The 26,046-nt window shown below is 74.7% G+C and carries 19 protein-coding genes; 5 read left to right on the forward strand and 14 right to left on the reverse strand.

Annotated elements, in window-relative coordinates; all coding sequences use genetic code 11:
• Positions 1 to 16 precede the first annotated feature (16 nt).
• Both OG989_RS25905 and OG989_RS25910 read left to right on the forward strand, forming a co-directional pair.
• A complete protein-coding gene (locus tag OG989_RS25905; protein ID WP_151454571.1) occupies positions 17 to 1,363 on the forward strand; it encodes a nucleotide sugar dehydrogenase in 1,347 nt (448 codons plus the stop codon).
• Positions 1,360 to 2,346: an NAD-dependent epimerase/dehydratase family protein gene (locus OG989_RS25910; RefSeq protein ID WP_151454570.1), complete on the forward strand. Its 987-nt coding sequence runs from the start codon at positions 1,360 to 1,362 to the stop codon at positions 2,344 to 2,346. The genes OG989_RS25905 and OG989_RS25910 overlap by 4 nt, the downstream gene beginning before the upstream one ends.
• Positions 2,347 to 2,553: 207 nt before the next feature.
• On the opposite strand, the gene OG989_RS25915 is transcribed toward OG989_RS25910, so the two are convergent.
• Positions 2,554 to 4,155, reverse strand: a complete 1,602-nt coding sequence (locus OG989_RS25915) for an MFS transporter (RefSeq protein ID WP_151454569.1) — start codon at positions 4,153 to 4,155, stop codon at positions 2,554 to 2,556.
• 30 nt (positions 4,156 to 4,185) lie between these two features.
• Complete coding sequence (locus tag OG989_RS25920; protein ID WP_151454568.1) at positions 4,186 to 4,854, reverse strand: DUF899 domain-containing protein; 669 nt, start codon at positions 4,852 to 4,854, stop codon at positions 4,186 to 4,188.
• Positions 4,855 to 5,243: 389 nt separating this feature from the next.
• Between OG989_RS25920 and OG989_RS25925 the strand changes: the two genes are divergently transcribed.
• The gene (locus tag OG989_RS25925; RefSeq protein WP_327028759.1) at positions 5,244 to 8,645 is read left to right on the forward strand and encodes an AfsR/SARP family transcriptional regulator; all 3,402 of its coding nucleotides are present in this window, start codon (positions 5,244 to 5,246) and stop codon (positions 8,643 to 8,645) included.
• 117 nt (positions 8,646 to 8,762) lie between these two features.
• Here the strand turns inward: OG989_RS25925 and OG989_RS25930 are convergent, their stop codons facing one another.
• From OG989_RS25930 to OG989_RS25940, 3 genes are all read right to left on the reverse strand, one after another.
• The gene (locus tag OG989_RS25930) at positions 8,763 to 9,176 is read right to left on the reverse strand and encodes an SgcJ/EcaC family oxidoreductase (RefSeq protein ID WP_327028760.1); all 414 of its coding nucleotides are present in this window, start codon (positions 9,174 to 9,176) and stop codon (positions 8,763 to 8,765) included.
• A gap of 66 nt (positions 9,177 to 9,242) precedes the next feature.
• Complete coding sequence (locus tag OG989_RS25935) at positions 9,243 to 9,635, reverse strand: hypothetical protein (protein WP_151454566.1); 393 nt, start codon at positions 9,633 to 9,635, stop codon at positions 9,243 to 9,245.
• An 80-nt stretch (positions 9,636 to 9,715) separates the two neighbouring features.
• A complete protein-coding gene (locus OG989_RS25940; protein WP_327028761.1) occupies positions 9,716 to 12,724 on the reverse strand; it encodes a hypothetical protein in 3,009 nt (1,002 codons plus the stop codon).
• 346 nt (positions 12,725 to 13,070) lie between these two features.
• Here OG989_RS25940 and OG989_RS25945 point away from each other — a divergent pair, with 346 nt between their 5' ends.
• Complete coding sequence (locus OG989_RS25945) at positions 13,071 to 14,420, forward strand: acyltransferase family protein (protein WP_327028762.1); 1,350 nt, start codon at positions 13,071 to 13,073, stop codon at positions 14,418 to 14,420.
• Positions 14,421 to 14,493: 73 nt separating this feature from the next.
• Positions 14,494 to 15,882: an FAD-dependent oxidoreductase gene (locus tag OG989_RS25950; RefSeq protein WP_151454563.1), complete on the forward strand. Its 1,389-nt coding sequence runs from the start codon at positions 14,494 to 14,496 to the stop codon at positions 15,880 to 15,882.
• Positions 15,883 to 16,176: 294 nt separating this feature from the next.
• Here OG989_RS25950 and tpx read toward each other — a convergent pair whose 3' ends face one another.
• The 9 genes from tpx to OG989_RS25995 all read right to left on the reverse strand — a co-directional run bounded on the left by tpx (position 16,177) and on the right by OG989_RS25995 (position 26,003).
• Positions 16,177 to 16,704, reverse strand: coding sequence for a thiol peroxidase (gene tpx, locus OG989_RS25955; RefSeq protein WP_327028763.1), 528 nt, complete (start codon positions 16,702 to 16,704; stop codon positions 16,177 to 16,179).
• Between the two features lie 179 nt (positions 16,705 to 16,883).
• Complete coding sequence (locus OG989_RS25960; protein ID WP_327028764.1) at positions 16,884 to 18,119, reverse strand: MFS transporter; 1,236 nt, start codon at positions 18,117 to 18,119, stop codon at positions 16,884 to 16,886.
• Positions 18,116 to 20,437 (reverse strand): malto-oligosyltrehalose synthase, encoded by a 2,322-nt coding sequence (gene treY, locus OG989_RS25965; protein ID WP_327028765.1) that lies wholly within the window; start codon positions 20,435 to 20,437, stop codon positions 18,116 to 18,118. The genes OG989_RS25960 and treY overlap by 4 nt, the downstream gene beginning before the upstream one ends.
• Complete coding sequence (gene malQ, locus OG989_RS25970) at positions 20,437 to 21,939, reverse strand: 4-alpha-glucanotransferase (RefSeq protein WP_151454559.1); 1,503 nt, start codon at positions 21,937 to 21,939, stop codon at positions 20,437 to 20,439. Before malQ ends, treY begins: the two co-directional genes overlap by 1 nt.
• Positions 21,920 to 23,329, reverse strand: a complete 1,410-nt coding sequence (locus OG989_RS25975) for a glycogen synthase (protein WP_151454558.1) — start codon at positions 23,327 to 23,329, stop codon at positions 21,920 to 21,922. The genes malQ and OG989_RS25975 overlap by 20 nt, the downstream gene beginning before the upstream one ends.
• On the reverse strand, positions 23,326 to 24,060 hold the full coding sequence (locus OG989_RS25980) for an HAD family hydrolase (protein ID WP_327028766.1): 735 nt from the start codon (positions 24,058 to 24,060) through the stop codon (positions 23,326 to 23,328). Before OG989_RS25980 ends, OG989_RS25975 begins: the two co-directional genes overlap by 4 nt.
• Positions 24,060 to 24,335 carry a MoaD/ThiS family protein gene (locus tag OG989_RS25985; protein ID WP_132238266.1) on the reverse strand — a complete coding sequence of 92 codons (276 nt, stop codon included), beginning with the start codon at positions 24,333 to 24,335 and terminating at the stop codon, positions 24,060 to 24,062. The genes OG989_RS25980 and OG989_RS25985 overlap by 1 nt, the downstream gene beginning before the upstream one ends.
• A gap of 14 nt (positions 24,336 to 24,349) precedes the next feature.
• Positions 24,350 to 25,123, reverse strand: a complete 774-nt coding sequence (locus OG989_RS25990; RefSeq protein WP_225852181.1) for a thiamine biosynthesis protein ThiG — start codon at positions 25,121 to 25,123, stop codon at positions 24,350 to 24,352.
• A gap of 280 nt (positions 25,124 to 25,403) precedes the next feature.
• The gene (locus OG989_RS25995) at positions 25,404 to 26,003 is read right to left on the reverse strand and encodes a nitroreductase family protein (RefSeq protein WP_327031238.1); all 600 of its coding nucleotides are present in this window, start codon (positions 26,001 to 26,003) and stop codon (positions 25,404 to 25,406) included.
• Positions 26,004 to 26,046 lie beyond the last annotated feature (43 nt).

A 26,046-nucleotide genomic window follows, 5' to 3' on the forward strand; every position in this document is an offset into this window, starting at 1 on the left:
CCTGATTGGAGCACAGATGGGCGTTCTGTCCGACCGACGAGATCCTCGGGTGGCGGTCGTCGGGCTCGGCTACGTCGGGTCCTGCATCGCCGCGGTCCTGGCCGAACGGGGCCTGGACGTGGTGGGCGTGGACGTCGACCCACACCTGGTCGACGAGTTGCGCGCCGGGCACTGCCGGTTCGAGGAGCCCGGCCTGCCGGAGCTGGTCCGCGCCGGCATCGAGGGCGGCCGGCTGCGGGTGTCCACCGACTACGCGGCGCTGGCGGAGACCGACGTCGTCCTCGTCACCGTCGGCACGCCGGTGCGCCGCGACGGCTCGCTCGCCGACGAGCAGCTCCGCGGCGCCTGCGTCGAGCTGGCCCGCCACCTGCGACCCGGCCAACTGGTCGTGATCAAGAGCACGGTCCCGCCGGGCACCACCCGGGACTTCGTCCTGCCGCTGCTGGAGCGCGGCGGGCTGAGCGGCGGGAAGGACTTCGGGATCGCCTTCACCCCGGAGCGGCTCGCCGAGGGCACCGCACTGCGGGAGTTGCGGACCTTTCCCATCGTCGCCGGCGGCCTGGACGCCGACAGCACCCGGGCGGCCGGCGGGTTCTGGCAGCGGGCGCTGGGGGTGGACGTGATCCCGGTGGACTCGCTGGAGGCGGCGGAGATCGTCAAGCTCGCCGACAACTGGTGGATCGACCTCAACATCGCGCTCGCCAACGAGCTGGCCAAGTTCAGCGCGCTGTTCGACGTCGACGTCCTGGACGTGATCGCCGCCGCCAACAGCATCCCGAAGGGCAAGAGCAACATCAACATCCTGCTGCCCAGCGTCGGGGTGGGCGGCTCCTGCCTGACCAAGGACCCCTGGATGGTCTGGCACTCGGCCCGGGAGCGGGGCCTGGAGATCCTCACCGCGCCGGCCGGCCGGCAGGTGAACGCGGGGATGCCGGGTTACACGGCGCGCCTGGTGCTGGACGAGCTGGCCGCGCTCGGCAGGTCGGCGGAGACGGCGACGGTGACCGTGCTGGGGTTGGCGTTCAAGAACGACACCGGCGACCTGCGGGCCACCCCGACGCTGCCGGCCGTCGCGGCCCTGCGCGAGGCCGGCTGCGAGGTCCGCCTGCACGATCCCCTGGTCGACCCGGACGAGGCGGAGAAGCTCTTCGGGCTGCGGCCGGTCGCCGACCTCGACGAGGCGGTGCGGGGCGCGGACTGCCTGGCCGTCCTGGCCCACCACCGGCGGTTCGCCGAGATCGACTACGCCGCGCTGCCGGTGGCCCGGCCGTGCCTGGTGCTCGACGGGCGCGCGTACTTCCCGAAGGACAGGATCGCCGGGCTGCGGGCCGCCGGGTACCACTACCGGGGGATCGGCCGGTGAGCGCGCGGGTGGTGGTGACCGGCGGGCACGGCTTCATCGGCGGTCACCTGGTGGACCGGTTGCTGGAGCGCGGCGACGACGTCACCGTCTTCGACGGCCCGGCGCCGCCGGTGGGGCGCTCGCCGGCCGCGGCGCACGCCCGGCTGGTGGAGGGCGACGTGCGCGACCCGGGCCGGCTGGCCGAGGCGATCACCTCCGGGGTCGACGTCGTCTACCACCTGGCCGCCGTGGTGGGCGTCGACCAGTACCTGTCCCGCCCGCTGGACGTCGTCGACATCAACTTCACCGGTACCCGCAACGTGCTGGACCTGGCCTGCCGGGCCGGCGCCCGCGTCGTGCTGGCCAGCACCAGCGAGGTCTTCGGCAAGAACCCGGCGGTGCCGTGGGCGGAGGAGGACGACCGGGTGCTCGGCGCGACGTCCGCCGACCGCTGGACGTACTCGTCGAGCAAGGCCCTCACCGAGCACCTCACGTACGCCTTCGCCCGGCAGCACGGGCTGGCGGCCACCATCGTCCGCTACTTCAACGTCTACGGTCCCCGGCAGCGCCCGGCGTACCTGGTCAGCCGTTCCGTGCACCGGGCGTTGAACGGGCGTCCGGTGGTGGTCTACGACCAGGGGCGGCAGACCCGCTGCTTCACCTTCGTCGACGACGCCGTCGCCGGTACGCTCGCCGCCGCCACCAGCCCGGCGGCGCTCGGCGAGTCGTTCAACATCGGCAGCATGGTGGAGAACACCATCGGCGAGGTGGCGGAGATGATCGGCACGCTCACCGGCACCGCCGCGGTGACCGACGTGGACACCAGCCGGGCGCTGGGCAGTGCCTACGAGGACCTGGCCCGGCGGATCCCGGACACCACGAAGGCGCGCACGGTGCTGGGCTGGAAGTGCGAGGTGCCGTTGCGTACCGGCCTGGAGCGGACGGTGCACTGGGCCCGGGAGAACCCGTGGTGGTTGGCCCTGCCCGACACCGGCGCGAACTGACGTCCCGACACCGAGGCGCCGCCCGACCCGCCGGGGTCGGGCGGCGCCGTCGTGCGTGCACCCGGTCCGCCGGCACCGCCGACGGGGGACGCGGGTCCCGCCAGGCGACCCGCGACAGCTCCGGGTGCCGCTCGGACGTACGCGAACGGCGTGCGGCCGGGGTGGACTGCTCCACCCCGGCCGCACGGTCGCGCCGCGACCGACCCGTCAGCGCCGGGCCGACGCGGGCGTCTCGTCGGTGCCGCCGGCCGGGACCGCCGGGGCATCGACGACCGGTTCCTCGGCCGCCGGGCGTACTCGGCGCAGCAGCAGCGCCGAGGCCACGGCCGCGATCACCGCGATCACCGCGCTGACCAACCCGGCCACGTTGAACCCGCTGGTGAACGCCGCCCTGGCGGCCTCGAGCAGGGCGCTCCCGGTCTGCTCGGAGAGCTGCCCGGTCACCGCGCTCGCGCCGGCCAGCGAGTCGCCGGCCGCCTCCCTGACCTGCGCGGGCAGGTCGGCGGGGAGGGCCGGGGCGATCTCGCTGCGGTAGACGGCGGTGCCGACGCTGCCCAGCACCGCGACGCCGAGCGCCACCCCCAGCTCGGTGCTCGTCTCCGACATCGACGACGCCGAGCCGGCACGTTCGGGCGGCGCCGCCCCGATGATCAGGTCCGTGCCCAGCACGGCACCGGGACCGAAGCCGAGATAGACGATCACCAGACCGGTCACCGCGAGGCCGAGCCCACCGGCGGTGCCCACCTGGCTCAGCAGCGCGAAGCCGACCGCGGCGATCGCCATGCCGCCGGCGACCACGTAGCCCGGGGCGAACTTCTGCGCGATCATCGGCGCCAGCATCGAACCGACCAGCATGGACACCGCGTACGGCAGCATCCAGAGCCCGGCCCGCAGCGGGGAGAGGCCCTCGACCAGCTGGGCGTACTGGGCGAAGAGCAGCGCGATGCCACCGATGGTCGACCCGCCGAGCAGCATGATGCCCAGGGCCGCGCTGAAGGTCCGGTTGGCGAACAGCCGCACCTCGAGCAGCGGGTTGGTGAGGCGGCGCTGCCGCGCCACGAAGATCACGCCCACCACCACACCGACGACCATGGCCAGGATGGGCCGGACGCCGAAGCCGTCCTTCGCCAGCTCCTTGAGGCCGTAGACGAAAGGCAGGATGGTGGCCAGCGACAGCACCACGCTGAACAGGTCGAGCCGCCCTGCCTCCGGGTTGCGGTACTCGGGCAGCAGCAGCGGCGCGGCCACCAGCAGCACGACCATCACCGGTACGCCCAGCAGGAAGACCCCGCCCCACCAGAACGACTCGAGCAGCACGCCGCCGACCAGCGGTCCGATGATCGCGCCGATCATGAAGCAGCTCATCCAGAGGCCGATGGCCATGGTGCGCTGCTGCGCGTTGCGGAACATGTTGCTGATCAGCGACAGCGTGGAGGGCATCAGGGTCGCCCCGGCCACGCCCAGCAGCGCCCGGGTGGCGATCAACATCTCGGCGCTGCTCGAGTAGGCGGCGATCACCGACGCCACGCCGAAGGCCGCCGCGCCGATCATGAGCAGCCGGCGGCGGCCGATCCGGTCACCGAGGGTCCCCATGGTCACCAGGAATCCGGCGATCATGAAGCCGTAGATGTCCATGATCCAGAGCAGCTGGGCGGCGTCCGGCGCCAGGTCGGCGCTCAGCTGCGGTAGCGCCAGGTAGAGCACGTTGAGATCCAGCGACAGCAGCAGGGTGGGCAGCGTGAGCACGGCCAGGCCGATCCACTCGCGCCGGCCCGCTCTCGGTTCCGCCTCGCTCGCGTTCACATCCATCGTGGTCCTTCCTCCGTATCGGTGCGGCGCCTAGTTGTCGTACTCGTCGTGCAGCCGCCACCAGCCGTACGGCTCCTCCTGCGGGCGTCCGTCCGGGGTGTCCTCCCAGGTCTCCTGGCGGCCGAGCGGGGTGAGGTCGAGCAGCGTCCAGTTGCTGCCGAGCGCCTCGACGCCCCGCTCCGAGGTGAAGTAGGTGCGGTACACCTCGTCGCCGTCGCGCAGGAAGACGCTCAGCCCGAACGCCTCCCCCGCCTTCGTGGTGAGCCCGAGGTCGGTGTTGAAGTCGGTGCCGTGGGACGAGTACCAGGGCAGCGTCCAGCCCATCCGCTCCTTGAGCGGGGTGATCTCCGCCAGCGGCGCCCGGGAGATCAGCGCCAGGGTGGTGTCCCGGGCGTTCAGGTGGGCGGGGTGGCCGAGGTTGTCGACGAACATCGAGCACCCCTCGCAGTAGTGCGACTCGCCCGGCCTGAGCATGAAGTGGTAGACGATCAGCTGACGCCGACCGTCGAAGATGTCGGCGAGGTTGGCCTTGCCGCCCGGGCCCTCGAAGACGTATTCCTTGTGGATCCGTGTCATGGGCTGCCTGCGGCGCTCCGCGGCCAGCGCGTCCCGGGCCCGGGTCGCCTCCTTCTCCTTGGCGAGCAGCCGCTCCCGGGCGGTGTCCCATTCCGACTGCGACACGATCGTCGGCAGGTTCATGCTGTCTCTCCATTCGTGGTCACGGACGCCCCCTGCCGGGAGCGGTGGCGACGGGCGCGGGCGCTCCGGCGTACCGGAGGGGGCGCGGGCCGTCGCACGGCACGGACGCCGACCGACGCCCTGGGCACGCTCCCGCGCCGGTGTCGCCCGCCCTCCGGCCGGCTCGTTGGCGGTCGACCTGGATCTGCCGGCCCGGGACGCGCACGCGGTCGCACCATGACATCCGGTGGGCCTCCCTCGCCTCGCCGGGCCGGATCCGTCGCCGGTCCCACTCTGCCGCCCACCGCTCCCGGTCCACTCCCGGTCTTCTCCCGGTGCGCTCCCGGTCGCCGCGCCGCCGCGCCGCGCCGTGACCGCGCGTCGTCGGTGCGCTGCGCTACGGTGACGCCATGCGTTTCGGGCTCCTCGGTCCGTTGGCGGTCTGGACGACGGACGGCGCACCGGTCACCGTGCCCGATCTGAAGGTTCGTGTCCTGCTCGCCGACCTGCTGGCGCACCAGGGCCGCCCCGTCCCCGTCGACCGGCTGGTCGAGGACCTGTGGGGCGAGCGCCGGCCGGCCAATCCCAGCGGGGCGCTACAGACCAAGGTCTGGCAGCTGCGGCGGGCGTTGAACGACGCGGAGGCCGGCGGCAGGGACGCGGTGGTGTCCCGACCGCCCGGATATCTGCTGCGCACCGCACCCGGGCAGACCGACGCAGACCGGTTCGGCGCGCTGGTCGAGCGGGCCACCGGCACGGCCGCCCCACCCGCCCGGGTCGCGCTGTTGGACGAGGCCCTGGCCCTGTGGCGTGGCCCGGTGCTGGCCGACTTCGCCGACGAGCCGTTCACCCGCCCGCTGGCCACCCGGCTGGAGGAGCAGCGCCTGGTGGCCGTCGAGGAGCGGGCCGAGGCCCGGCTGGTCCTCGGCGAGCACCAGCTGCTGGTCGGGGAGCTCGCCGACCTGGTGGCGCGGCACCCGTTCCGGGAACGGGCCCGCGCCCTGCAACTGCGCGCCCTCTACCGGGCCGGGCGACAGGGCGAGGCGCTGGAGAGCTACGCCCGCTTCCGCCGGCAGCTCGCCGAGGAGCTGGGCCTGGACCCGGGCCCGGAGCTGGTGGCGCTGCACCGGGCGATCCTGGCGCACGACCCGGCGCTGCTCGCCGACCAGCTTGGCTCGGGCGACCGGAGCGGCCCGAGCGGTGCAAGCGACCAGGGCGACCAGGGCGATACAAGCGGCCAGGGCGGCGGGAGCGGCCCGAGGGATCCGCGCGGCGCCGAGCCGAGCGGCGCGGACGATCCGCTGGCCGCGCCACGCCCGGCAGGTGCGGGACGGGTGATGCCGAGGACCAACCTGCCCGCCCCGCTGACCCCGCTGGTCGGGCGCGCGGAGGCCGTGCGGCACGTCCACGACCTGCTGCGCGTCGAACGGCTGCTCACCCTCGTCGGTCCGGGCGGAGTGGGCAAGACCCGGCTGGCGGTCGAGGCGGCGCACCAGCTCGTCGAGGCGTACCCGGACGGGGTGTGGCTGGTCGAGCTGGCCTCGCTGCGCCCGGACGACCCCGCCGCGCTGGCCGGGTCGCTGCTGGCGGTGCTCGGCATCCGCGAGGCCACCGGGGCCGACCGTGGGCCGACGGGCGCCCCGGCCACCCCCGCCGACCGTCTCGTCGACGTGCTGGGCGGCCGGTCCCTGCTGCTGGTCCTGGACAACTGCGAGCACGTCGTGGAGCCGGTCGCCGAGCTGGCCCAGCGGATGCTGCCGCACGCCCCGGGCGTACGCCTGCTGGCCACCAGCCAGGATCCGCTCGGCGTGGCGGGTGAGCGGGTCTGGCCGGTCCCCCCGTTGGAGCTGCCCGACCCGGAGGTCACCGAGCCCGAGGTGCTCGCCCGTTCCAGCGCGGTGCAGCTCTTCGTCGCCCGGGCCACCGCCGCCGCCCCCGGATTCGCCCTGGACGCGACCAACGCCCGTGACGTCGCCGAGCTGTGCCGCCGCCTCGACGCGGTGCCGCTCGCGCTGGAGCTGGCCGCGACCCGGGTACGCGCGCTGGGCGTGCACGGGCTGGTCACCCGGCTGGACGACCGGTTCCGGCTGCTCTCCGGCGGCCACCGGGGCGCCCCGCCGCGCCAGCAGACCCTGCGCGCGATGATCGACTGGAGCTGGGAGCTGCTTTCCGACCCGGAGCGGGTGGTGCTGCGGCGCCTCGCCGCGCACGCCGACGGCTGCACCCTGGAGGCCGCGGAGGCGGTCTGCGCCGACCCGGACCTGCCCGCCGACGAGGTGCTCGGGCTGCTCGTCCGGCTGGTCGACCGCTCGCTGGTGGTGATGACCGAGGGCGCCGGTGAACCGCGCTACCGGCTGCTCGAGTCGGTCGCCGAGTACTGCCTGGCGCGGCTGCGCGCGGCCGACGAGGTGGCGGTGGTGCGCCGCCGCCACCGGCGCCACTACCTCGAGCTGGCGCGGCGGGCCGACGACGAACTGCGCGGGGCGGCGCAGCGGCGCTGGCTCGCGCGGCTGGACCAGGAGACGGCCAACCTGCGCCGCGCGCTCGACGGCGCGCTGGCCGACGACGACGCGGCCGGTGCGCTGGAGCTGGCGACCGCGCTGGCCTGGTACCGGTACCTGCGCGGCCGGCTGCGCGAGGCGCGCCGGTCGATCGAGGCGGCGCTCGCCGTGCCCGGTGCCGTGCCGACCTCGCTAAGGGCGGCGGCCACCTGCTGGCGGGCCGGGCTCGCCCTGCTGGAGGCCGGTGGCGACCACGCCCCGCTGGTGGCCCCGGCGTTGGCGGGCTGGCCGCCGGACGAGGACCCGGCGGGGCGGGCCCGGGCCACCTGCTTCCTCGGCCTCGCGCTGCTCAACACGGGGGACGTAACGACCAGCCAGGAGCTGGTCGACGACGCGCTGGCGCAGTTCGAGATGCTCGGCGACCGGTGGGGGGTGGCGACGGCGCTGAGCCTGCGGGCCGGGCACGCGCAGTCCCGGGGCGACCTGGAGGCGGCCAGCCGGGACAGCGCGCGCAGCGTGGCGCTCTTTCGCGAGTTGGGCGACCGGTGGGGCCAGCTCCAGGCGTCCTTCGCGCTGACCACGCGGGCGGAGGCGACCGGCGACTACCCGGAGGCGGCCAGGCTGCACCGGGAGGGCCTGCGGATGGCCGAGGAACTCGGGCTGTGGCTGGAGGCCTCCGACCGGCTCTCCGGCCTGGGCCGCATCGCGCTGCTCAGCGGCGACTACGACCGGGCCCGGGAGTTCCACGAGCGGGCGCTGCGGCTGGCCGCCGAACAGAACTTCAAGCCCGGGGAGCTGTACGCGCAGATCGGCCTCGGGCTCGGGGCCCGCCGCGAGGGCCGGCTGGACGCCGCCGAGGAGCTGCTGCGCGGCGTCCTGGCGTGGACCCGCCAGCCGGGCCTGGACGCCGACGTGGTGCGGGCACTGCTCCTGGCCGAGCTGGGCTTCGTCGCGGAGCAGCGCGGCACCGCCCGCGACGCGCACGAGTTGCACGCCGAGGCGTTCGAGGTCGCCACCGCCATCGGCGATCCCCGGGCGCAGGCGCTCGCGCTGGAGGGGCTCGCCGGCACGGCGACGCTCGACGGCCGGCACGGCGACGCCGCCCGGCTGCTCGGCGCGGCGGCCATGGCGCGGGCCTCGGTGGGCGCGCCGCTGCCGGCCGGCGAACGGGGCGACGTCGACCGGATCACTCAGGCCGCGCGCGACGCGCTCAGCCCGACCGCGTTCACGGAGGAGTTCGACCGGGGCACCGCGCTGACCCCCGCCGAGGCCTACCGCTCGCTGGTGGCCGGCCTCCCCCGCCCCGCCTGAGCGGGCGGGGCTCAGCCCGGGCGGCGGTCACCCGGACGCACCGACGCACCCCGCACCGCCCGTGGGCGGTGCGGGGTGCAGTCGGACGTCGGGCGACCCGCCGTTGCGTACGCGTCGTCAGCGTTTGGCCGTGCCCTTGGAGTTCTGGTAGGCGGCGATGCTCCACCCCCCGTCCACCCGGACCACCGTGGAGGTGGCGAGGAAGGCGCGCTCGGCGACGAACTCGGTCTCCCCCTCCAGGAGCACGCTGCCCTGGGTCACCAGCAGCGCGATGTCGTCGGTCAGGAAGCGGACGTCGAGCGGCTCGACGAGGACGTGGGTCCCCCCGTACGGCCCGGCGAACCCGGCGGCCATGTAGGAGCGGATCTCCTCCCGGCCCTTCATGTAGGCGTCACCGATGAGCGTGCCGTCCTCGACGAAGATCGCCGCGAACGCGTCGGCGTCGTTGGCCGCCCAGGCCGTCACGATGCGCCGCGCGACGTCCCGTACGGCCGTCTCGTCGCTCACGACAGCGGCATTGCCTGCGGACATGTCGTTCCTCCTCCTCGTGTCACCGGTACGCCGCGGGCGTCCGGACGTGCGGGCCGCGTGGGCGGGTCAGCAGGTGATGCGGACCTCGGGAGAGGTCAGGTAGGCCATCATGTTCGGATCCCAGACGACGGACCGGTAGATCCGGGTGCCGCTGGCCCGGCACGGGAATTCGAGCCGGGTCGTCGACCCGGGGTCCATGTAGCGATCCAGCACCGTCCGCCAGCCGGTGTCGGTGGTTTCGTAGCGCATCAGCCAGATGACCGCGAGGACGACGCAGTCGTTGGTCGCCACGCTACGGACCATCAGGCCGGCGGGGCTCTTCTCCGGGGTGCTCGGCGCGCTTATGCAGCTCCGCGGTTCCGCAGCCGCCGCCGCGGCGGCGGTCGGGCCCGAGCCGACCGCCCCGACGGCGAGGACGACGGCCAGCGTCAGCGACAGCCATCTCGATACCGTTGCCATGCTTCCTCCTGTCCGGCCGGCCGGCCGGCTTCCGCACCTGGGCGCGAAAGCGGCGGCCGGCCTGCCCGTGTCGTACCGGATCACTTCACGAACCGGTACGCGTTGACGATGGTCTGGTCCAGCCGGTTGCCGTGCGAGTCGACCAGGGTGGCGCGCAGCGACACCGTCCGGGTTCCCTTCGGCGCGTGCACCACCGCGCGGTAGCCGCCGTCGCCCGCCGGCACCACCGGGGCCTTGCGCCAGGTGCGGCCCCCGTCGACGGAGACCCGCACGGCCAGCTGCCGGACCCGACCCACGCGGGCCTCCGGCTGGGACATCACCGACACCGGCAGCAGGGTCACCGGCGCCCAGCGGGCGACGTTGTGGTCGTCGACCGTCGGCGCGTACCGGACGACCCACAGCGGGAAGGACTCGCCGGCCTCGCCGGCGGTGTCCGACCGGAACGTCCACGTCGCGTCCACCCGCGTCGACAGGGGGGAGTACGACGGTCGGCTGGTCCGCTTCTCCACGCGGAACGTCGCGGGCCCCGGCGGCACCTCGGCCTCCAGGTTCCCGGCGCCGGACGCGGCCACCAGGCGGCCGTCGCGGTACATCCGGGTCGTCGCCGCGTCGGTGAGGGAACCGGCCCGATGCCCGTCCTGGTCGGAGTACATGGGGATGCCGAACCAGACGGTGTCGCCGCGCCGGCCGGCGTGACCGGCGAAGTCGAACATCGGCCCGAGCACCGACGCGTTCCACCGGTCGGTATACCGCTGCCCGGCCTGGTACGACTGGTTCGCCTGGCCGAAAGCCGTGATCTCGACCGGTAGCCCGTCCCCGCCCGGGACGTTCTCGCCGAAGGCGGCGCTCCACAGGGTGGCGCCGCCCTCCAGCAGGTGCGTCGTGCGCGCCGGCAGCCTGAACGGCAGCAGCGGAGTCAGCGTGCCGATGACGCCGGGCGCGTTGGGGAACAGGGCCTTGGTCGCCGCGCGGCCGGTCACCTGGGCGACCAGCCGGCTGTCCACCGTCGCCAGGTCCCGATCGGCCACCTTCCGGTCGAAGCCGGTGAAGAAGCCGCCCGGGCGGGTGTCGAGCAGCCCGTAGGTGTAGGGGGTGTCGCGGAAGTCGCCAGCCGGGCCGGGCACCGCCCAGGTGGAGTGGAGGTAACCGGTCATCCGCTCGGCGGGCAGGTCGGGGCCGAGCTGCCCGGAGCGCAGACCCTCGAAGCCGTCGAGGGCCAGGGCGAGGCCGAACCCGGTGCCGTCCTCGGCGCGCCGGTTGAAGCCGAGGTCGACCATGGCGGTCCGCGCGTCCGGGCGGGGCACGGTGGTGCGTACCGGGGCGGTCCGTCGGGCGTCCATGGTCACCGTGGCGTCGGCGTCGAGGGCCAACTTCGGCTGGACCAGGCGGTGCCAGGTCGAATCGGTGTCGCCGAAGTCGACCACGTCGCCGACGAGGACGTAGCTGCCCTTCGGCAGCCGGGTGGTGGCGGTGCCGTCCTCGCCGTACAGCAACGCCCTCAGCTCGCCGGTGAGGTCCAGCACCATCGTCTCGGCCCGGCCGGTGGGCCGCCCGTCCGGCCCGAGGTGCCGGACGGTGAGCGTGTGGCTCTCGACCTCCTTCTCCACCTCGACGCGCGAGCGCACGGCCAGGTCGGGCGCGCCCGCCGGGGTGGCGGTGACGGTGCCCGTGTAGCGGCCGTCGGGCCCGTCGTGGCGGGTGTCGGCGGTGACGGTGACGCCGGCCGACCCGCCCGCCGGCACGGTCACCGTGGTCGCGTCGAGCCACAGCGCCCCGGCGGGGGCGGGCGTGCCGTCGGGGCCGGTCAGCGCGACGTCGAGCCGCAGCTCGACGGGCCGGTCGCCGTGGTTGTGCCAGGTGAGCGTCCGCTGTTGCGGGCGGTCGTCGGCGTGCGGCCACTGCTGCACCCCGAAGGCGAGCGAGGCCGTGGCCGGGAGCACGTTCCGCCGGGCCAGCGCCGGCGCGTCGAGCGCACCGTCCACCGCGGAGGCGGCGAGGGCGGCGCGGAGCCGGTCCACGGACCAGTCCGGGTGACGCTGGGCGAGCAGTGCCGCGCCCGTCACCGTGCCGGCCGGCAGCCCGGCCGCACGCCCGTCGGGCCTGTCGTGGGTGGCGATCGCTCCGGCAGCCCCGTCCGCAGCGGGGGCCAGCACGAGGGCCCCGGTGCGGTCGCCGATCCGTTCGATCGCCCGGCCGAGCGGGCCGGTGCCGAGCTGCTCCGCGCCACCGACGCCGAGGTCGACGACGTCGGCCCGGCCGGCGGCCCACTCCAGGCCGGCCAGGATCGCCGACTCCGGGCACCGGCCGTCGTCGTCACATACCTTGCCGTCGAGCAGCGTCGCGCCGGGCACGGCGGCGGCGGTGCGGGTGCCGTGTCCGTGCCGGTCACCGGTGCTCGCGCCGGCGAAGACCTGCCGGCGCGCCACCCGGGCGGCCGGCCTGGCCCGCTCGGCGTCGACGCCGGTGCTCAGCACGGCCACGGTCGGCGCGGCGCCACCCGCCGACAGAGCCGGGGGCGGGTCGGTGGGCGGCGCCGGCACGGGCGCCGGGGTCAACGGCCTGTCCAGCCAGATCCTCTCGATGCCTGCCCGCTGCTCGCGAATCGCCGACCAGGCCGAGGCGGCGTCCGTCTTGACCATGGTCACCGCGCTCATCCCGGCTACGGCGAACCGGCCGGTCGTGCGCAGCCCCGGCCCGGTCAGACCGGCCGCGGGATCGGCGCCGCGTCGCGACACGATCAGCGGCAGCCCGGGGCTGCGGGCGTCGTCGTAGCCGGCCCGGACCAGCGCCGTGACGTCGAACAGGCGCCGGTCCAGCAGCCCGGCGGCGACCAGCGGGCGGGCGTCCTCCGGGAGGACGGTGCGGTGCCCGCCGGCACGGTGGCTGGTGAAACGGGTGCCGGCGCGGCCCGGGGCGGCGGTCACGGTGACCCGCGCGCCGTCCGGGGAGACGGTGACCCGGTCGCCGGTGATCAGGGTGACCCGATGGTCGGACTGGCTGGCGGGCGCCGGCGCGGGGTCCGCGTCTCCGCCCGCGACGGCGGGGGTCTGCTGCCCGGTGATCACCAGTACTGCCGCCAGGGCCGCCACGCCCCCGACCGCGATGGCCCTTCGGCCGCGCCCTCCGCTACCGGTTGCCGCACGTTTCTCGCCCACCCTGTGTCCCCTCCGCCGCTTCGGTCCGCCGCACGTGCGGCGGTCATCGCTGGTGTCTGGTCATCAGGGATCGTCGTCCGGCCCCTCTGGGCCCCGCATCTCCCGTCGTGCGCTCATCCCGTCGCCGGGCACGGGGTTGCGCACGGTGGAAGGTGCGCCGGGTCCGGCCGAGCAGCACGATCCGACAGTGGAGCGGACGGACGCGCCGGGGCGCCCGGTTCTGCCGAGGCAAGGCTCAACAGATCCTTTTCGGACAGTGCGGGTGCGTGAGGAGCGGACGATGACATCAGTGCGAGGGGACGCGCCGGGGGCGACATCCGCCACCGGCGAGCGGGCCCGACCGAGGATCTTCTTCCCCGAGCTGGAGGGCATGCGCGGGGTCGCCGCCGTGATGGTCATGCTGACCCACATCGCGCTGACCACGGGCATGATCGCCTCCGACATGTACGGCGCGGCCGGCAACCCGGTCGCCGGACCGATCTTCAACACCATGGACGTCAGCCTGCCGATCTTCTTCGTCCTCTCCGGGCTGGTGCTCTACCGGCCGTTCGCGCTGGCCACCCTCACCGACCGGCCGCCGATGGCGCTGAAGCCGTACTTCTGGCGGCGGGCCCTGCGGATCCTGCCGGCGTACTGGTTGCTGGCCGTGACGGCGCTGCTCGTGCTCAATGCCGACGCCGTCACCGGGCTGTGGCACGTGCTGCGCCCGCTGCTCGTGCTGCACGTCTACCAGCCGAACGCGATGCCCACGGGCATGGAGCAGACGTGGAGCCTCGCGACCGAGGTCGCGTTCTACGTCACCCTGCCGCTGCTGGCCTGGGCGTTGCGCCGCTGGGCGGTACGCGCCGCCGACCCGGGGACCCGCGCGAGGCGGCTGCTGGTGCCACTGGGCGCCCTGGTGCTGACCGGCGCCGGCTTCGCCGCGTACCACCACCTGCCCTCGATGGGCCCCTTCCCGATGCAGCACCTCTGGCCGACCGAGTACATGGGCTACCTGGCGGTCGGCATGATCCTGGCGACCCTCTCCGCCGTCGCCGAGGTGGCGCCCGAGCGGACGCCGGCCCCGTACCGGTTCCTCATCCGGCACCCGGGCGCAGCGTGGATCGGCGCGGCGCTGGCGTACGCGACGGCCTGCTCCCCCCTGGGCGGCCCGAACGACATGAACTACCCGCCGCTGGGCTCGGCGATGGTCGACCACGCCCTCTACCTGGCCATCTCCCTGCTGCTGGTGGCGCCGCTGACCCTGCCGGCGGGCCGTCCCGGCTACATGCGGGCGGCCCTGTCCAACCCCGTGCTGCGCTTCCTCGGCCGGATCTCCTACGGGGTCTTCCTCTGGCACGTCTTCTACCTGTGGGTCTACTACGGAACGACAGGCACGCCGCTGGGCACCGGCAACTTCTGGCTCGTCACCGCGGCGGTGGCCGGTGCCAGCGTGGTGACGGCGACGCTGAGCTTCTACCTGTTGGAGCGCCCGGCGATGGGGCTGCGGCCGTGGTTGGGCCGGGCGCCCGTGGACCCGGGGGCCCAGGCGCCGAGCACGGTCCGCGAGCAACTCCCGACCGGCCGCGAGGCGGCGCAGTGGGAGTCGCGCAGCACCGAGCCGGCCGCCCCCGCAGTAGCGGCCGAGTGAGAGCGACCGCAGACCGGCACCCCCTGTACCGGGCGGGAGGTCCGCCCGGCGGCGAACCGAGAGGAACCACACGATGAGCGACACCGCGAGAGGCCGGGCCGTCGTCCTCGGCGCGAGCATGGCCGGGCTGTTCGCCGCCAAGGTGCTCGCCGAGGCGTACCGGGAGGTGGTCCTGGTGGACCGGGACCGGCTCGCCGACGCGACCGAGGTGCGCCGCGGCGCACCGCAGGGGCGGCACCTGCACGGCCTGCTCGCCCGAGGTCAGCAGGCCATCGAGGAGCTGCTGCCCGGCTTCACCGACGAGGCGACCGCGGCCGGACTGCGCTCGGGCGACCTCGGCACCCGGATCCGCTGGTACTTCAACGGCCACCGGCTGAAGCCGGCGGAGACCGGCCTGCTGGTCGTCGGGGGCTACCGGCCGGGCATAGAGGCGCTGGTGCGGCGCAGGGTACTGGCCCTGTCGGGGGTGCGGCTCGTCGAGGACGCCGACGTCGTCGCCCCGGTCGCCACCGCCGACGGCAACCGGATCACCGGCGTACGGATCCACCACCGCGGCGCCGACGTCGCCGAGGTCATCGACGCCGACCTGGTGGTGGACGCCACCGGCCGCGGCTCCCGGACCCCCGCCTGGCTGACCGAGCTCGGCCACGGCCCGGTGCCGGAGGAGCGGATCAAGATCGGGCTCACCTACACCAGCGCGCGGTTCCGCTTCTCCCACGACCCGTTCCACGGCGACGTCTCGATCAACCCGGTGGCCACCCCCGCCCATCCGCGCGGCGCGTTCCTTGCCACGCTGGGCGGCGACACCGGGCTGCTCTCGCTCACCGGCATCCTCGGCGACGAGCCGCCGACCGACCGCGAGGGCTTCCTGGCGTACGCGGCCTCGCTGCCCGTGCCCGACATCATCGACGCCATCCGGGACGCCGAGTTCCTCGACGAGCCGGCCTCGTTCCGGTTCCCGGCCAGCGTCCGGCGCCGCTACGAGCGGGTGTCCCGGCTGCCGGAGGGGCTGCTCGTGGTCGGCGACGCGGTCTGCACGTTCAACCCGGTGTACGGCCAGGGCATGACCGTCGCCGCCCTGGAGGCGCTGATCCTGCGCCGGCACCTCGCCAGCGGTGGGGCGCCCCGGCCGCGGGCCTTCTTCGCCGACATCTCCCGGCAGCTCGACGCCCCGTGGGAGGTCGCCGCCGGCGGTGACCTGGCCCACCCGCGGGTGGAGGGTCCGCGCCCGTTCAAGGTGCGGATGGCCAACGCCTACATCGCCCGGGTGCACGCCGCCGCCACCCGGGACAGCCGGGTCACGGACGCCTTCCTGCGGGTGGCCGGGCTGATCGACCCGCCGCAGGCGATCATGCGCCCCTCGGTGATGCTGCGCGTGCTGCGGGCGGGCGGGCAGCCGGCCGGCTCCGTCGCCACCCCGTCCGGCCCGGTGGCCCGTCCCCCGGCACGCGACCGCGGCTGAGGCGGGTCCACACCCGCGGAGGCCACTACCCCACACGAGCTACGGCCCGTCGTGCCGCGCACGACGGGCCGTACCGGTGGACGGAGGTGGGGACGCCGCCGGCGGCGCACCTGACGGGGATGCGGCCGGCGCGCGCACGTGCCTAGAAGCGCGAGAGCAGGGCCCGGCGCGGGCACGCGCACATGGCCGCGAGCGGGCGCAGGCCTGGTGGCGGGCAGCGTCACGCGGTGACCACGACGCATCGACGTCGTGGCCACCTCGTGCGCGCACCGGCGGGTGGCGACCCGGGGCGGGTCAGCGGGACGACGCCGACCTCGCCGCGGCGACCGCCTCCTCGTAGCGCGGGTGCTCGCCGACCTCGCGCACGTACTCGACGTGCACGACGCGGTCCTCGGCGTCGACCACGAAGACCGCCCGGGCGAGCAGCCGGAACTCCGCGATCACCACGCCGTAGGCGAGCCCGAAGGACAGGTCGCGGTGGTCCGAGGCCGTCCGGACCCCCTCGATGCCGGCGTTGCCGCACCACCTGGCCTGCGCGAAGGGCAGGTCCACGGAGATGGTCAGCACGCTCACCCCCGGCAGGGCGGCGGCCTCCTCGTTGAACCGCCGCGTCTGCTGGTCGCAGACGCCGGTGTCGAGCGACGGCACCACGGACAGGATCCGCACCGTACCGGCCGACGAGGCCAGGTCGACCGGCGAGAAGTCGTTGGCCAGCGCGGTGAAGGCCGGCGCGGGATCGCCCACACGCACCTCCGGCCCGAGCAGCGTGACCGGGCGGCCCCGGAACGTCGTGACGCCGGCACGTTCCAACGCGACTGTCATCAGGTTCTCCTAGCGTCCAGCGGGAGTGGGCGGGTCGGCCGGCGCCGGCGGGACCCACCGGGCACCGGCGGCCCCAGGGAGGCGCGGCCGGTACCGGGCGGTACGCCGGCCCGCGCCGCACCCAGCATCGTCCGCCGCGCCCGACGGCCGCACCTTCGCACGTGCCGCCTCGCGCCGGGTCAGCGCACCGCGTCGGCGTGCTCGGGGGCGGTGGCCGACTCCTCGGCCGGCGGCCGGCGGCGCAGCATCGGCACCGGGATCAGCGAGACGACCCCGGCCGCGACCGACAGCACCACGTAGTTGGTGGTCGCCAGCACCACCCCGGCCACCACGCTGGCCACGGCCGAGGCGGCCCACACGAGGGCGTCCACCCGGCCCTGCACCGCCCGCCGCGCGGCCGGGGTCAGTGCCTGGGTGAGCAGGGCGCTACCGCCGACGAAGGTGAGGTTCCAGCCCCAGCCGAGCAGGAAGAGCGAGACCACCAGGCGGGTGAGGCCGCTGCCGTGGGCCGCCGGCCACGACGCCACCACGACGGAGGTGACCAGCAGGCCGATGCCCATCAGGATCGCGGCCCGACCGCCGAAACGGTCCGACAGGTAGCCGGAGAGCGGCGCCAGCGCGAACATGCCGATCATGTGGCCGCTGAGCACCACGCCCACCGCCGTGAGGCCGTGGTGGTTGCTGCTCATGTGCAGCGGCGTCATGGTCATCAGGGCGACCATGGCCAGCTGCCCGGCGATCATGGACACCAGCGCGACGGACACCACCGGGTGTCGCCACACCTGCGCCGGGGTCGGATCGTTGGCGCCCCGCCGGGCCGCCGTCCGCGACCGGGGCATGGCGGCGGAGGCAAGCACGCAGATGCCGGCCGCCAGCAGCGCCACGAGGAACGGCCCGGCCAGGTCCGGCAGACCCAGCCGGCTGGCCGCGGTGGCGCTCGGTTCCATCAGGTTGGGCCCGAAGACCGCCCCGACGGTGCCCGCCCAGACGATGACCCCGACGGCCAGCCCCTGCCGGCGGGGCGGGTACAGGTCCGCCGCGCAGTACCGCGACAGCTGCGCCCCGCCGTTGCCCACCCCGAGCAGCACCATGCCGAAGATCAGCAGCAACACCTGCCCGGAGGCCACCGCCGCGCCGGCCACCGCCGCGCCCACGATCGCGACCAGGTAGCCCAGCGACAGCGCGGAACGGGTGCCCCGACGCGCCATCAGCGCGGCCAGCCAGAGCGTGCCGGCGGCGGTACCCAGCACGCCGGCCGCGTTCGGCACGCCGCTCCAGAGCTCGGTCAGTTCCTCCGCGCCGATCAGCGTGGACGCCGTGCTGGCCCCCACCATGGAGGTGTTGGTGGCGGCCACCCCACCGAGCAGGGCCGCCATCGACCGTCGCCGGCCGGTGGTTTCCACGTCGACGCTCATGATCCTCTTTTCTTGACGAGCAGTGCCACCGGCAGGCGGCCGAACAGGTCCTCGACGCGGGGCGCCGACGAACGGACCGGCGCGCCGGTGAACACGTCCACCCAGCCGTCGGCGTCACCGGGCAGGGGCACCACGGTGTCGGCCCAGCCGCCCCGTTCGGCGAGCCCCACCGGCAGCCGGGTGGCCAGCGCCACGACGCCGTCGTCACCGCCGCGCGAGAAGCCGATGAGGTGCTCCGCCGCGCCGCCCTCCGCACGGACCGGGCGGTAACCGCGGAACAGCCGCGGACTGTCCCGGCGCAGCCGCAGCACCCGGGAGGTGACCAGCAGCTTGGCCGCCCCCGTGTCGTCGACCCGCGGCGTCCGTCCCGCGTCGATCTCCGCCAGCAGTCGCCGGCGGGCCGCGAAGTCGACCGGGCGGCGGTTGTCCGGATCGACAAGCGAGTAGTCCCACAGCTCGGTGCCCTGGTAGACGTCGGGCACCCCGGGACCGGCGAGCTGCAGCAGCTTCTGGCCCAACGAGTTCGACCAGCCGGGCGCGGCGATCCGGTCGACGAAGGCACGGACCTCCGCCGTGAGGGACCCGTCGGCGAGCACCCGGGCGGGCCAGCTCGTGACGCCGTCCTCGTAGTCGAGGTCGGGATCGTGCCAGTTCGTGCGCACCCGCGTCTCGCGGGCGACCTTGAGCAGGTAGGCGGAGAGCCGCTCGGGGCCGATCGGCCAGGCGCCGAGCAGGGTCTGCCACGCCAGCGGTTCGAGCAGGGGATCGCCCAACGGCTGCCGGGCGGACCAACGGCGGAAGCGCTCGGCGTACGCCTCCGGCAGCTCGCTGAGCACCGCCAGGCGGGCCCGTACGTCCTCCGAGCGCTTGGTGTCGTGGGTGGACAGCGTGGTCATGGTGGCGGGCCAGCCGGCCTCCCGGGCCGCGTTCGCCGCGTGCAGCTCACCCGGCGACACCCCGAACCGGCCCGGGTCGACGCCCACCTCGTTGACCGCGACCAGGCTGTTGTGCCGGTAGATCGCCGTGTCCTCGACGCCCTTGGCCATCACCGGGCCGGTCGCCTGCTGCACCCGCACCGCGAGCGGGCCGGTCGGCCGGGCGACCATCTCGTCCCGGACGGCGGTGAGGATCCCCCGCAGCGCCGGCCGACGCCGGGCGGCCCGCTCGACCGCCTCGTCCAGCGCCCAGCGGTGCTGCGGGAGATAGGACCGGTAGACGGGAAACTCCACCAGCAGGGCCCGGACGGCGTCCGCGCGCTCGGCCGCCGGGCAGCGGGGCAGCAGCGCCGCGACGAGCGCCTCCACCCGTCGCGCCTCGGCGACCAGCATCGTCGCGACGACCTGCTCGCGCGCCTCGCGCACGACGTCGGCCAGCGCGGTGTCGGTCAGGCCGGCCGCCTCGGTCAGCCGCTGCCGGCCCGCCGGGGCCACGAAGACGCCCGAGATCTCGGCCAGCGCGTCGTAGCCCGTGGTGCCGTCCACCGGCCAGCCCGCCGGCAGCTCCTCGCCGACGCCCAGCACCTTCTCCACGACGATCCACGCTGCGGGCGCCGCGGCCCGCAGCCGTCGCAGGTATCCCGAGGGGTCCGCCAGGCCGTCCGGATGGTCGACGCGCAGCCCGGTGACCTGCCCCTCCCGGACCCAGCGCAGCGTCTCGGCGTGCAGCGCCCCGAACACCTCCGGGTCCTCCGTGCGCAGGCAGGCCAGCGTGTCGATGTTGAAGAACCGGCGGTACGTCAGGTCGGCCGCCCCCCGGCGCCAGGACACCAGCCGGTAGTGCTGCCGGCCGTGCACCTGCGCCACCGTGCCGTGCCCGGTGCCGGGCGCCAGCGGGAACCGGTGCTCGTGGTAGACCAGCGAGTCGTCGGCGAGCTTCAGCTCCCCCTCGGCCGCCGCGCCGCCGTCGCCGTCGTCGCCCAGCACCGGCAGCAACAGCGGCCCCGCCGACCAGTCGACGTCGAAGAACCGGGCGTAGCGGGACTCCGGCCCGTGCCGCAGCACGTCGGACCACCACGGGTTGGCCGCCGCGTCGGCGACGCCCATGTGGTTGCAGACCACGTCGACCACGAAGCCGAGCCCGGCCTCGGCGAGCCGGCGGGCGAGCGCGAGGCGCGCCCGCTCGCCGCCCCGGCCCGGGTCGGCGCGCGTGGGGTCGACCAGGTCGTAGCCGTGCGTCGAGCCCGGCGCCGCGGCGAGCAGCGGGGAGGCGTAGAGCGCGCCGACACCGAGGTCGACCAGGTAGTCGGTCAGCACGACGGCGTCGGGGAGACCGAGGTGGGGGCCGAACTGGAGACGGTACGTGGAGGTCGGTGCCGCCATCAGCCGGTGAACCCCCTGGCCCGTCGGGTGGACGCCCGCCGGTCCCGGCCGTACGTCTCGGTCAGCCGGCGCAGCCGGAACTCCAGGCCCGGGGTCAGCGCCTCCGCCCGGAACCGCCACCGCCAGCTCCCCTCGGCCTGCCCCGGGACGTTCATCCGGGCCGCCGGGCCCAGCTCCAGCACGTCCTGCAACGGCAGGACGGCGAGCTCGGCCACCGACGCGAAGACCGCCCGCGCCATCGACCGGCAGATGCCGTCCGGTACGCCCCCGAGGTAGCGCTCCACCCGCAGCCGCTGGTCGGCGCTCGACTCCTCCCACCAGCCCAGTGTGGTGTCGTTGTCGTGGGTTCCCGTGTAGGCCACGCAGTCGGTCGGGTAGTGGTGCGGCAGATGCTGGTTCTCGTCGCCGGCGAAGGCGAACTGGAGCAGCCGCATGCCGGGAATGCCGGCGTCGATGCGCAGCTGCTGCACCTCCGCCGAGGCGGGCCCCAGGTCCTCGGCCAGCATCACCACCTCGCCGAGTTCCTTGCGGACGGCCTGGAACAGCGACGGGCCCGGCCCGTCGCGCCAGCGCCCCGCACTCGCCGGCCGGCCCACCGGCACGGCCCAGTAGCGCAGGAAGCCCCGGAAGTGGTCGAGCCGGATCATGTCGTACAGCTGGGTCATCCGGCGGATCCGGTCGACCCACCAGGCGTACTGGTCCTCCGCCATCAGCTCCCAGCGGTAGAGCGCGTTGCCCCAGACCTGGCCGTCGGCGCTGAACTCGTCGGGCGGGAACCCGGCCACGGCGGTCGGACGGCCCGCCGCGTCCAGCTGGAACAGCTCCGGCGCCGCCCACGTCTCGCAGCTGTCCGTGCCGGCGAACATGGCCACGTCGCCGATAAGCTCGATGCCGAGCCGGCGGGCATGGTCGCGGACGGCGGTGAAGTGCGAGGCGAACAGGTACTGCTCGAAACGGTAGTAGTCGAGGCGGTCCCGCTCGGTGTCGTCGAGCCGGGCCAGCGCGTCCGGGTCCCGCCGGGCCAGCGGCGCCGGCCAGCTCGTCCACGGCCCGCCGTACCGCTCCCGCAGGGTCATGTAGCGGGCGTAGTCGTCCAGCCACCACGCCTGTTCCCGGGCGAACGCCTCGCTCTCGGCGGTCGGCGTGAAGGCGGCGTACGCCCGGGCCAGCAGGTCGGCCTTGACGGCGCCCGCCGCCGGGTAGTCCACGGTGTCCGGCGGCAGCGCCGGCACGTCCGCCAGGTCGGCGGCGGTGAGCAGACCCTCGTCGCGCAGCCGCTCGACGCTGACGTAGAGCGGGCTGCCGGCCAGCGTGGAGCTGGCCTGGTACGGGCAGCCGTCCGCGCCGACGGGGTTGAGCGGCAGCATCTGCCACACGCTCTGCTCGGCGGCCGCGAGGAAGTCCAGCCACTCGATCGCGGCCGGCCCGAACTCACCCACCCCGAACCGGCCCGGTAGTGAACTGGGATGCAGCAGGATCCCGCTACGTCGGTTGACCGGCACCCGAGTCGTCCTCCCGTCCTGTCCCGTGCGCCGGCGCGCGCACGTACAACTGCTCGTACCGCTCGGCGGCCTCGTCCCACGAGAACCGGGCCCGCATGCCGCGCTCCCGCAACCGCGCCCACGCCTGCCGGTCGGCCCAGCGCGCGACCACCTGCGCGATCAGGTCGACCAGGTCCGGCGCGCGGTAGCCGTCGAACGAGAAGCCGAGCCCCGTCGCGGCGACCGTCTCCGCCATGCCGCCGACCCGCCGCACCACGGGCACCGACCCGTAGCGCAGCGCGATCAGCGGCGCCAGCCCGCACGGCTCGAACCGGGAGGGCGCCAGGAAGGCGTCCGAGCCGGCGTACGCCAGCCGGGCGATCGCCTCCCCGCTGTCCGGGTGGTAGGCGACGTGCGGGTAGTAGCGGGCGGCGCGGCGGAACGACCGCTCGTACTCGGCCCCGACGCCGACGACGACGAGTTGCAGGCCGAGGGCGGCGATCTCGTCGATGCCCTCCAGCAGCAGGTCGACGCCCTTCTGGTCGACCAACCGGCCGACGAAGGCGAACAGCGGCACCTCCGCATCCGTCGCCAGGCCGCTGCGCTGCTGGAGCGCGCGCTTCGCCACCGCCTTGCCCGCGAGGTCGTGCACGTCGAAGCGGGCCGGCAGGTGCGGGTCCGTGGCGGGGTCGAAGTCGTCGTAGTCGACCCCGTTGCGGATCCCGTGGTAGTCCTCGCCCCGGGCCCGCAGCAACCCTTGCAGCCCGACCCCGTGCGCGGGGGCGAGGGTCTCGTCCCGGTAGCGGGCGCTGACGGTGGTGACCGCGTCGGCATACCGGATGCCCTGGGCCAGCAGGTTGCCGGTGCCGTAGCGGGTCAGGTCCAGCTCGTCGGCCTTGTCGTGCGGGAACAACCCCTGGTAGGCGAGGTTGTGGATGGTCATCACGGTCCGCGGCGACGCGTCGAGGGCGCGCAGGTACGCCGGGACGTGCCCGACGTGCCAGTCGTTGCAGTGCACCGCGTCGGGCGGGCTCGCCGACCGCGCGGCCAACTCGGCGACCGCCCGGGAGAACAGCACGAAGGACGACAGGTGCTTCTCCACGTACCCCTCGGGCCGCTGCCAGTCGGGATGCTGCGGCGTCCGCAGGGTGAGGTACCGGACGCCGTCGTGGTCGCCCAGGTCGTCGACGGTGAACTCGGCGCGCGCCGAGCCCGCCGCGACCGCCACCGTGCCGACCCGGCGGCCGTCCGGCAGCCCCGCGTAGCCGGGCAGGAACAGCCGTACGTCGTGCCCCCGGCCGGCCAGCGCCCGGGGCAGGGCCCGGGCGACATCCCCGAGACCGCCCACCTTGACCAGGGGCGCCACCTCGGAGGTGGCGAAGAAGACCCGCAGCGGGCGGCCGGCGCTCACGCCCGCGTCCCCGACAGCGTGGCCGGCCCCGCGACCGTGGACAGGCCCGCGATCGGGGCGCCGGCCAGGCGCAGCTCGACCGCGCCGGCGGCGCGGGCGACGCTCAGCGCGGCGAGGTCCGGCGCGGTCCAGGTCGCCCCGGCGGCCCGCAGGGCCGGCGCGTCGCCGACGCCGACCGTCACCGCCCCGGCGGACGAGGCCGCGCGGACGCCGCTGGGGGCGTCCTCGACGACCAGGCAGCCCGCCGGGGCCAGCCCGAGCCGGCGCGCCGCGAGCAGGTAGCAGTCCGGCGCCGGCTTGCCGCGCGCCGTCTCGCCCCAGGTGACCATGGCGTCGAAGGCCGCGGCGACGCCCAGGTGCGCCACCACCCGCCGGGCCCGGCGCGCGGAGGCGCCGGTGACCAGCGCCAGCCGGACACCGGCGCCGCCGAGCGTCGCCAGGATCTCCCGGGCACCCGGCACCTCGACGAACGCGAGGTCGGTCTCGGCGACCCGCACCCGGCGCAGGATCTCCTCCCGCGTGTCGGCGTCGAGGTCGCCGAAGAGCGCCGAGACCGAGTGTTCCGGGGAGCAGCCGAGCACGTCGTCGCGGATCGCCGACGCGGACAGCGCCCGATCGTGCTCGGCGGCCAGGCCCCGCCAGAGCGACAGGATGGCCTCGGTCGAGTCGATCAGGACGCCGTCCAGGTCGAACAGCACACCGGCGAAGACAGGGACCGGTCCGGACGCCATCAGCCCCCCGCCACGGCGGGCAGGATGGTCAGCGAGTCGCCGTCGCGCAGGCGGGAGTCGAGCATCCCGCTGGTGCGCACGTCGACGTCGTTGATGTAGAGGTTGACGAAGCGGCGCAGCTGCCCGTCCTCCCCCATCACGCGGCTGCCCAGCCCCGGGTGCCGGGCCTCGAGGTCGGCCAGCACCTCGGCGACGGTCGAGCCGTCCGCGGTCACGTACTTGCTGCCACTGGTGTAGTTGCGGAACACGGTCGGGATGCACACCTCGACGGCCATGGTCGGCTCCTCGGTCAGTAGGGGATCTCGTCGCCGGGCATGGCGCCGGCCAGGTACGACAGCCGACCGGCCTCCACGGCGTGCTTCATCGCCTGCGCCATCAGCATCGGCTCCCGGGCCTTCACCAGGGCGGTGTTGACCAGTACCGCCGCCGCCCCGAGCTCCATCGCCAGGGTGGCGTGCCGGGCGCTGCCCAGCCCGCCCTCGACGACCACCGGAATGTCGACCGTGTCGATGATCTGGCGGATCGGGCCGGGGTCGGGGATGCCGTGGCCGGAGGCCACGGGGGCGCTCATCACGCGCAGCGCCGAGCAGCCGAGCGCCGCCAACTCCTTGGCGGTCGCGAGGTCGGGCAGGATGAACGGCATGACCTCCCAGCCCTGCTCGCGCAGCTGGGCGGCGACCTCGACGGTGGCCCGGTTGTCCGGCTCGTTGGTCCGGCCGCGGACGTCCAGCTTGAACACGGTGATGCCGTAGGCGTCGTGCAGGATGTTGACGGTCTTCCACGCGCTCTCGGCCGACCGGGCGAACGAGGTGGTGCCGATCCACAGGTACTGCTCGATGGGAATCTCGTCGGCCAGATCGGACAGCAGGAGACTCGAACGGTTGTTGTCGGGGTCCACGGTGGTGATGAAGACCTGCGAACCGGTCGCCTCGAGCACCTGGCGGATCACCGACGGCGACGTGTACTGCTCGATACCGACGAGCAGGCGCGAGGTCAGCTCCGTGTCGCCGAGCCTGACCCATGCGTCCCGGAGGCCAGCGACCTCCATCGAATCCACGGACATGTACACCCTTTCTGGTCGAGCCGGGCACGACCGGCGGCGGGAGCGTCAGCCCGGGCCAGGGTGGGGCGGGGGCGGGGCCCCCGAAGCCCGCCAAGACCCGGACGCACCGCCGGCCGGCGAATCACCGATCGGTCCGTCACAGGAGTTGCGAAAAGAATCTTGGTTGCCACGGCGCAGCGCGGCATCTTCCAACGTGCGGCACTTCATTACGCGCGGATCATTGATTGTTTACGAGAACGGTGATATTCGGCCGGCCCGCGTCGGCGCGGGGAAGGGGCCGTCACCGCCGGATCAGGACCTCCGGCAGCGGCTTGCGGACCAGGTCCGGCACCGTCGCGTCCGGCGCCGGATAGCCGACCGGCATGACCAGGTACGGGCGCTCCTCCGGCGGGCGTTCGCACACCTCGTTGAGGAAGCGCATCGGGCTCGGCGTGTGCGTCAGGGTGGCCAGGCCGGCGTGGTGCAGCGCCGTGATCAGCACGCCGACCGCGATGCCCACGGACTCCTTGACGTAGTAGGGCTTCGGGGACCGGGGACCCTGGTGCACCTCGAACACCACGATCACGACCGGCGCCACCTCCAGGAAGGGCTTGTGCCAGTCCGTACCGATCGGGGCGATCGCCTCCAGCCACTGCGCCGACGCGCGCCGGGCGTAGAACTCGCGCTCCTCGGCCTCGGCGGCCTCCCGGAGCCGGCGCTTGCGGGCCGCGTCGGTGATTACGACGAACCGCCACGGTTGCAGGTTCGCGCCGCTCGGCGCGGTCGCCGCCGCGCGGATCGCCTCATCGATGACCTCCATCGGCACCGGCTGCGGCGAGAAGTGCCGGATGGAGCGTCTGGCGGCCATCCGGTCGGCGAAGGTACGCGCGTTGTGCACCATGTCCCCCGCCGCCGCCAGCGGCGAGTCGGGTCCGGGGTCACCG

Origin of the sequence: Micromonospora sp. NBC_01740 (assembly GCF_035920365.1) — a bacterium.
GTDB lineage: Bacteria > Actinomycetota > Actinomycetes > Mycobacteriales > Micromonosporaceae > Micromonospora > Micromonospora reichwaldensis.

Excerpts from the sequence above, each read along its gene's own strand:
- OG989_RS25990 (WP_225852181.1), bottom strand. The coding sequence starts at position 25,123 with ATGTCCGTGGATTCGATGGAGGTCGCTGGCCTCCGGGACGCATGGGTC.
- OG989_RS25960 (WP_327028764.1), bottom strand. The coding sequence starts at position 18,119 with ATGAGCGTCGACGTGGAAACCACCGGCCGGCGACGGTCGATGGCGGCC.
- OG989_RS25995 (WP_327031238.1), bottom strand. The coding sequence starts at position 26,003 with ATGGTGCACAACGCGCGTACCTTCGCCGACCGGATGGCCGCCAGACGC.
- OG989_RS25920 (WP_151454568.1), bottom strand. The coding sequence starts at position 4,854 with ATGAACCTGCCGACGATCGTGTCGCAGTCGGAATGGGACACCGCCCGG.
- OG989_RS25925 (WP_327028759.1), top strand. The coding sequence starts at position 5,244 with ATGCGTTTCGGGCTCCTCGGTCCGTTGGCGGTCTGGACGACGGACGGC.
- OG989_RS25930 (WP_327028760.1), bottom strand. The coding sequence starts at position 9,176 with ATGTCCGCAGGCAATGCCGCTGTCGTGAGCGACGAGACGGCCGTACGG.
- tpx (WP_327028763.1), bottom strand. The coding sequence starts at position 16,704 with ATGACAGTCGCGTTGGAACGTGCCGGCGTCACGACGTTCCGGGGCCGC.
- OG989_RS25980 (WP_327028766.1), bottom strand. The coding sequence starts at position 24,060 with ATGGCGTCCGGACCGGTCCCTGTCTTCGCCGGTGTGCTGTTCGACCTG.
- OG989_RS25915 (WP_151454569.1), bottom strand. The coding sequence starts at position 4,155 with ATGGATGTGAACGCGAGCGAGGCGGAACCGAGAGCGGGCCGGCGCGAG.
- treY (WP_327028765.1), bottom strand. The coding sequence starts at position 20,437 with ATGGCGGCACCGACCTCCACGTACCGTCTCCAGTTCGGCCCCCACCTC.
- OG989_RS25950 (WP_151454563.1), top strand. The coding sequence starts at position 14,494 with ATGAGCGACACCGCGAGAGGCCGGGCCGTCGTCCTCGGCGCGAGCATG.
- OG989_RS25945 (WP_327028762.1), top strand. The coding sequence starts at position 13,071 with ATGACATCAGTGCGAGGGGACGCGCCGGGGGCGACATCCGCCACCGGC.
- OG989_RS25935 (WP_151454566.1), bottom strand. The coding sequence starts at position 9,635 with ATGGCAACGGTATCGAGATGGCTGTCGCTGACGCTGGCCGTCGTCCTC.
- OG989_RS25985 (WP_132238266.1), bottom strand. The coding sequence starts at position 24,335 with ATGGCCGTCGAGGTGTGCATCCCGACCGTGTTCCGCAACTACACCAGT.
- OG989_RS25905 (WP_151454571.1), top strand. The coding sequence starts at position 17 with ATGGGCGTTCTGTCCGACCGACGAGATCCTCGGGTGGCGGTCGTCGGG.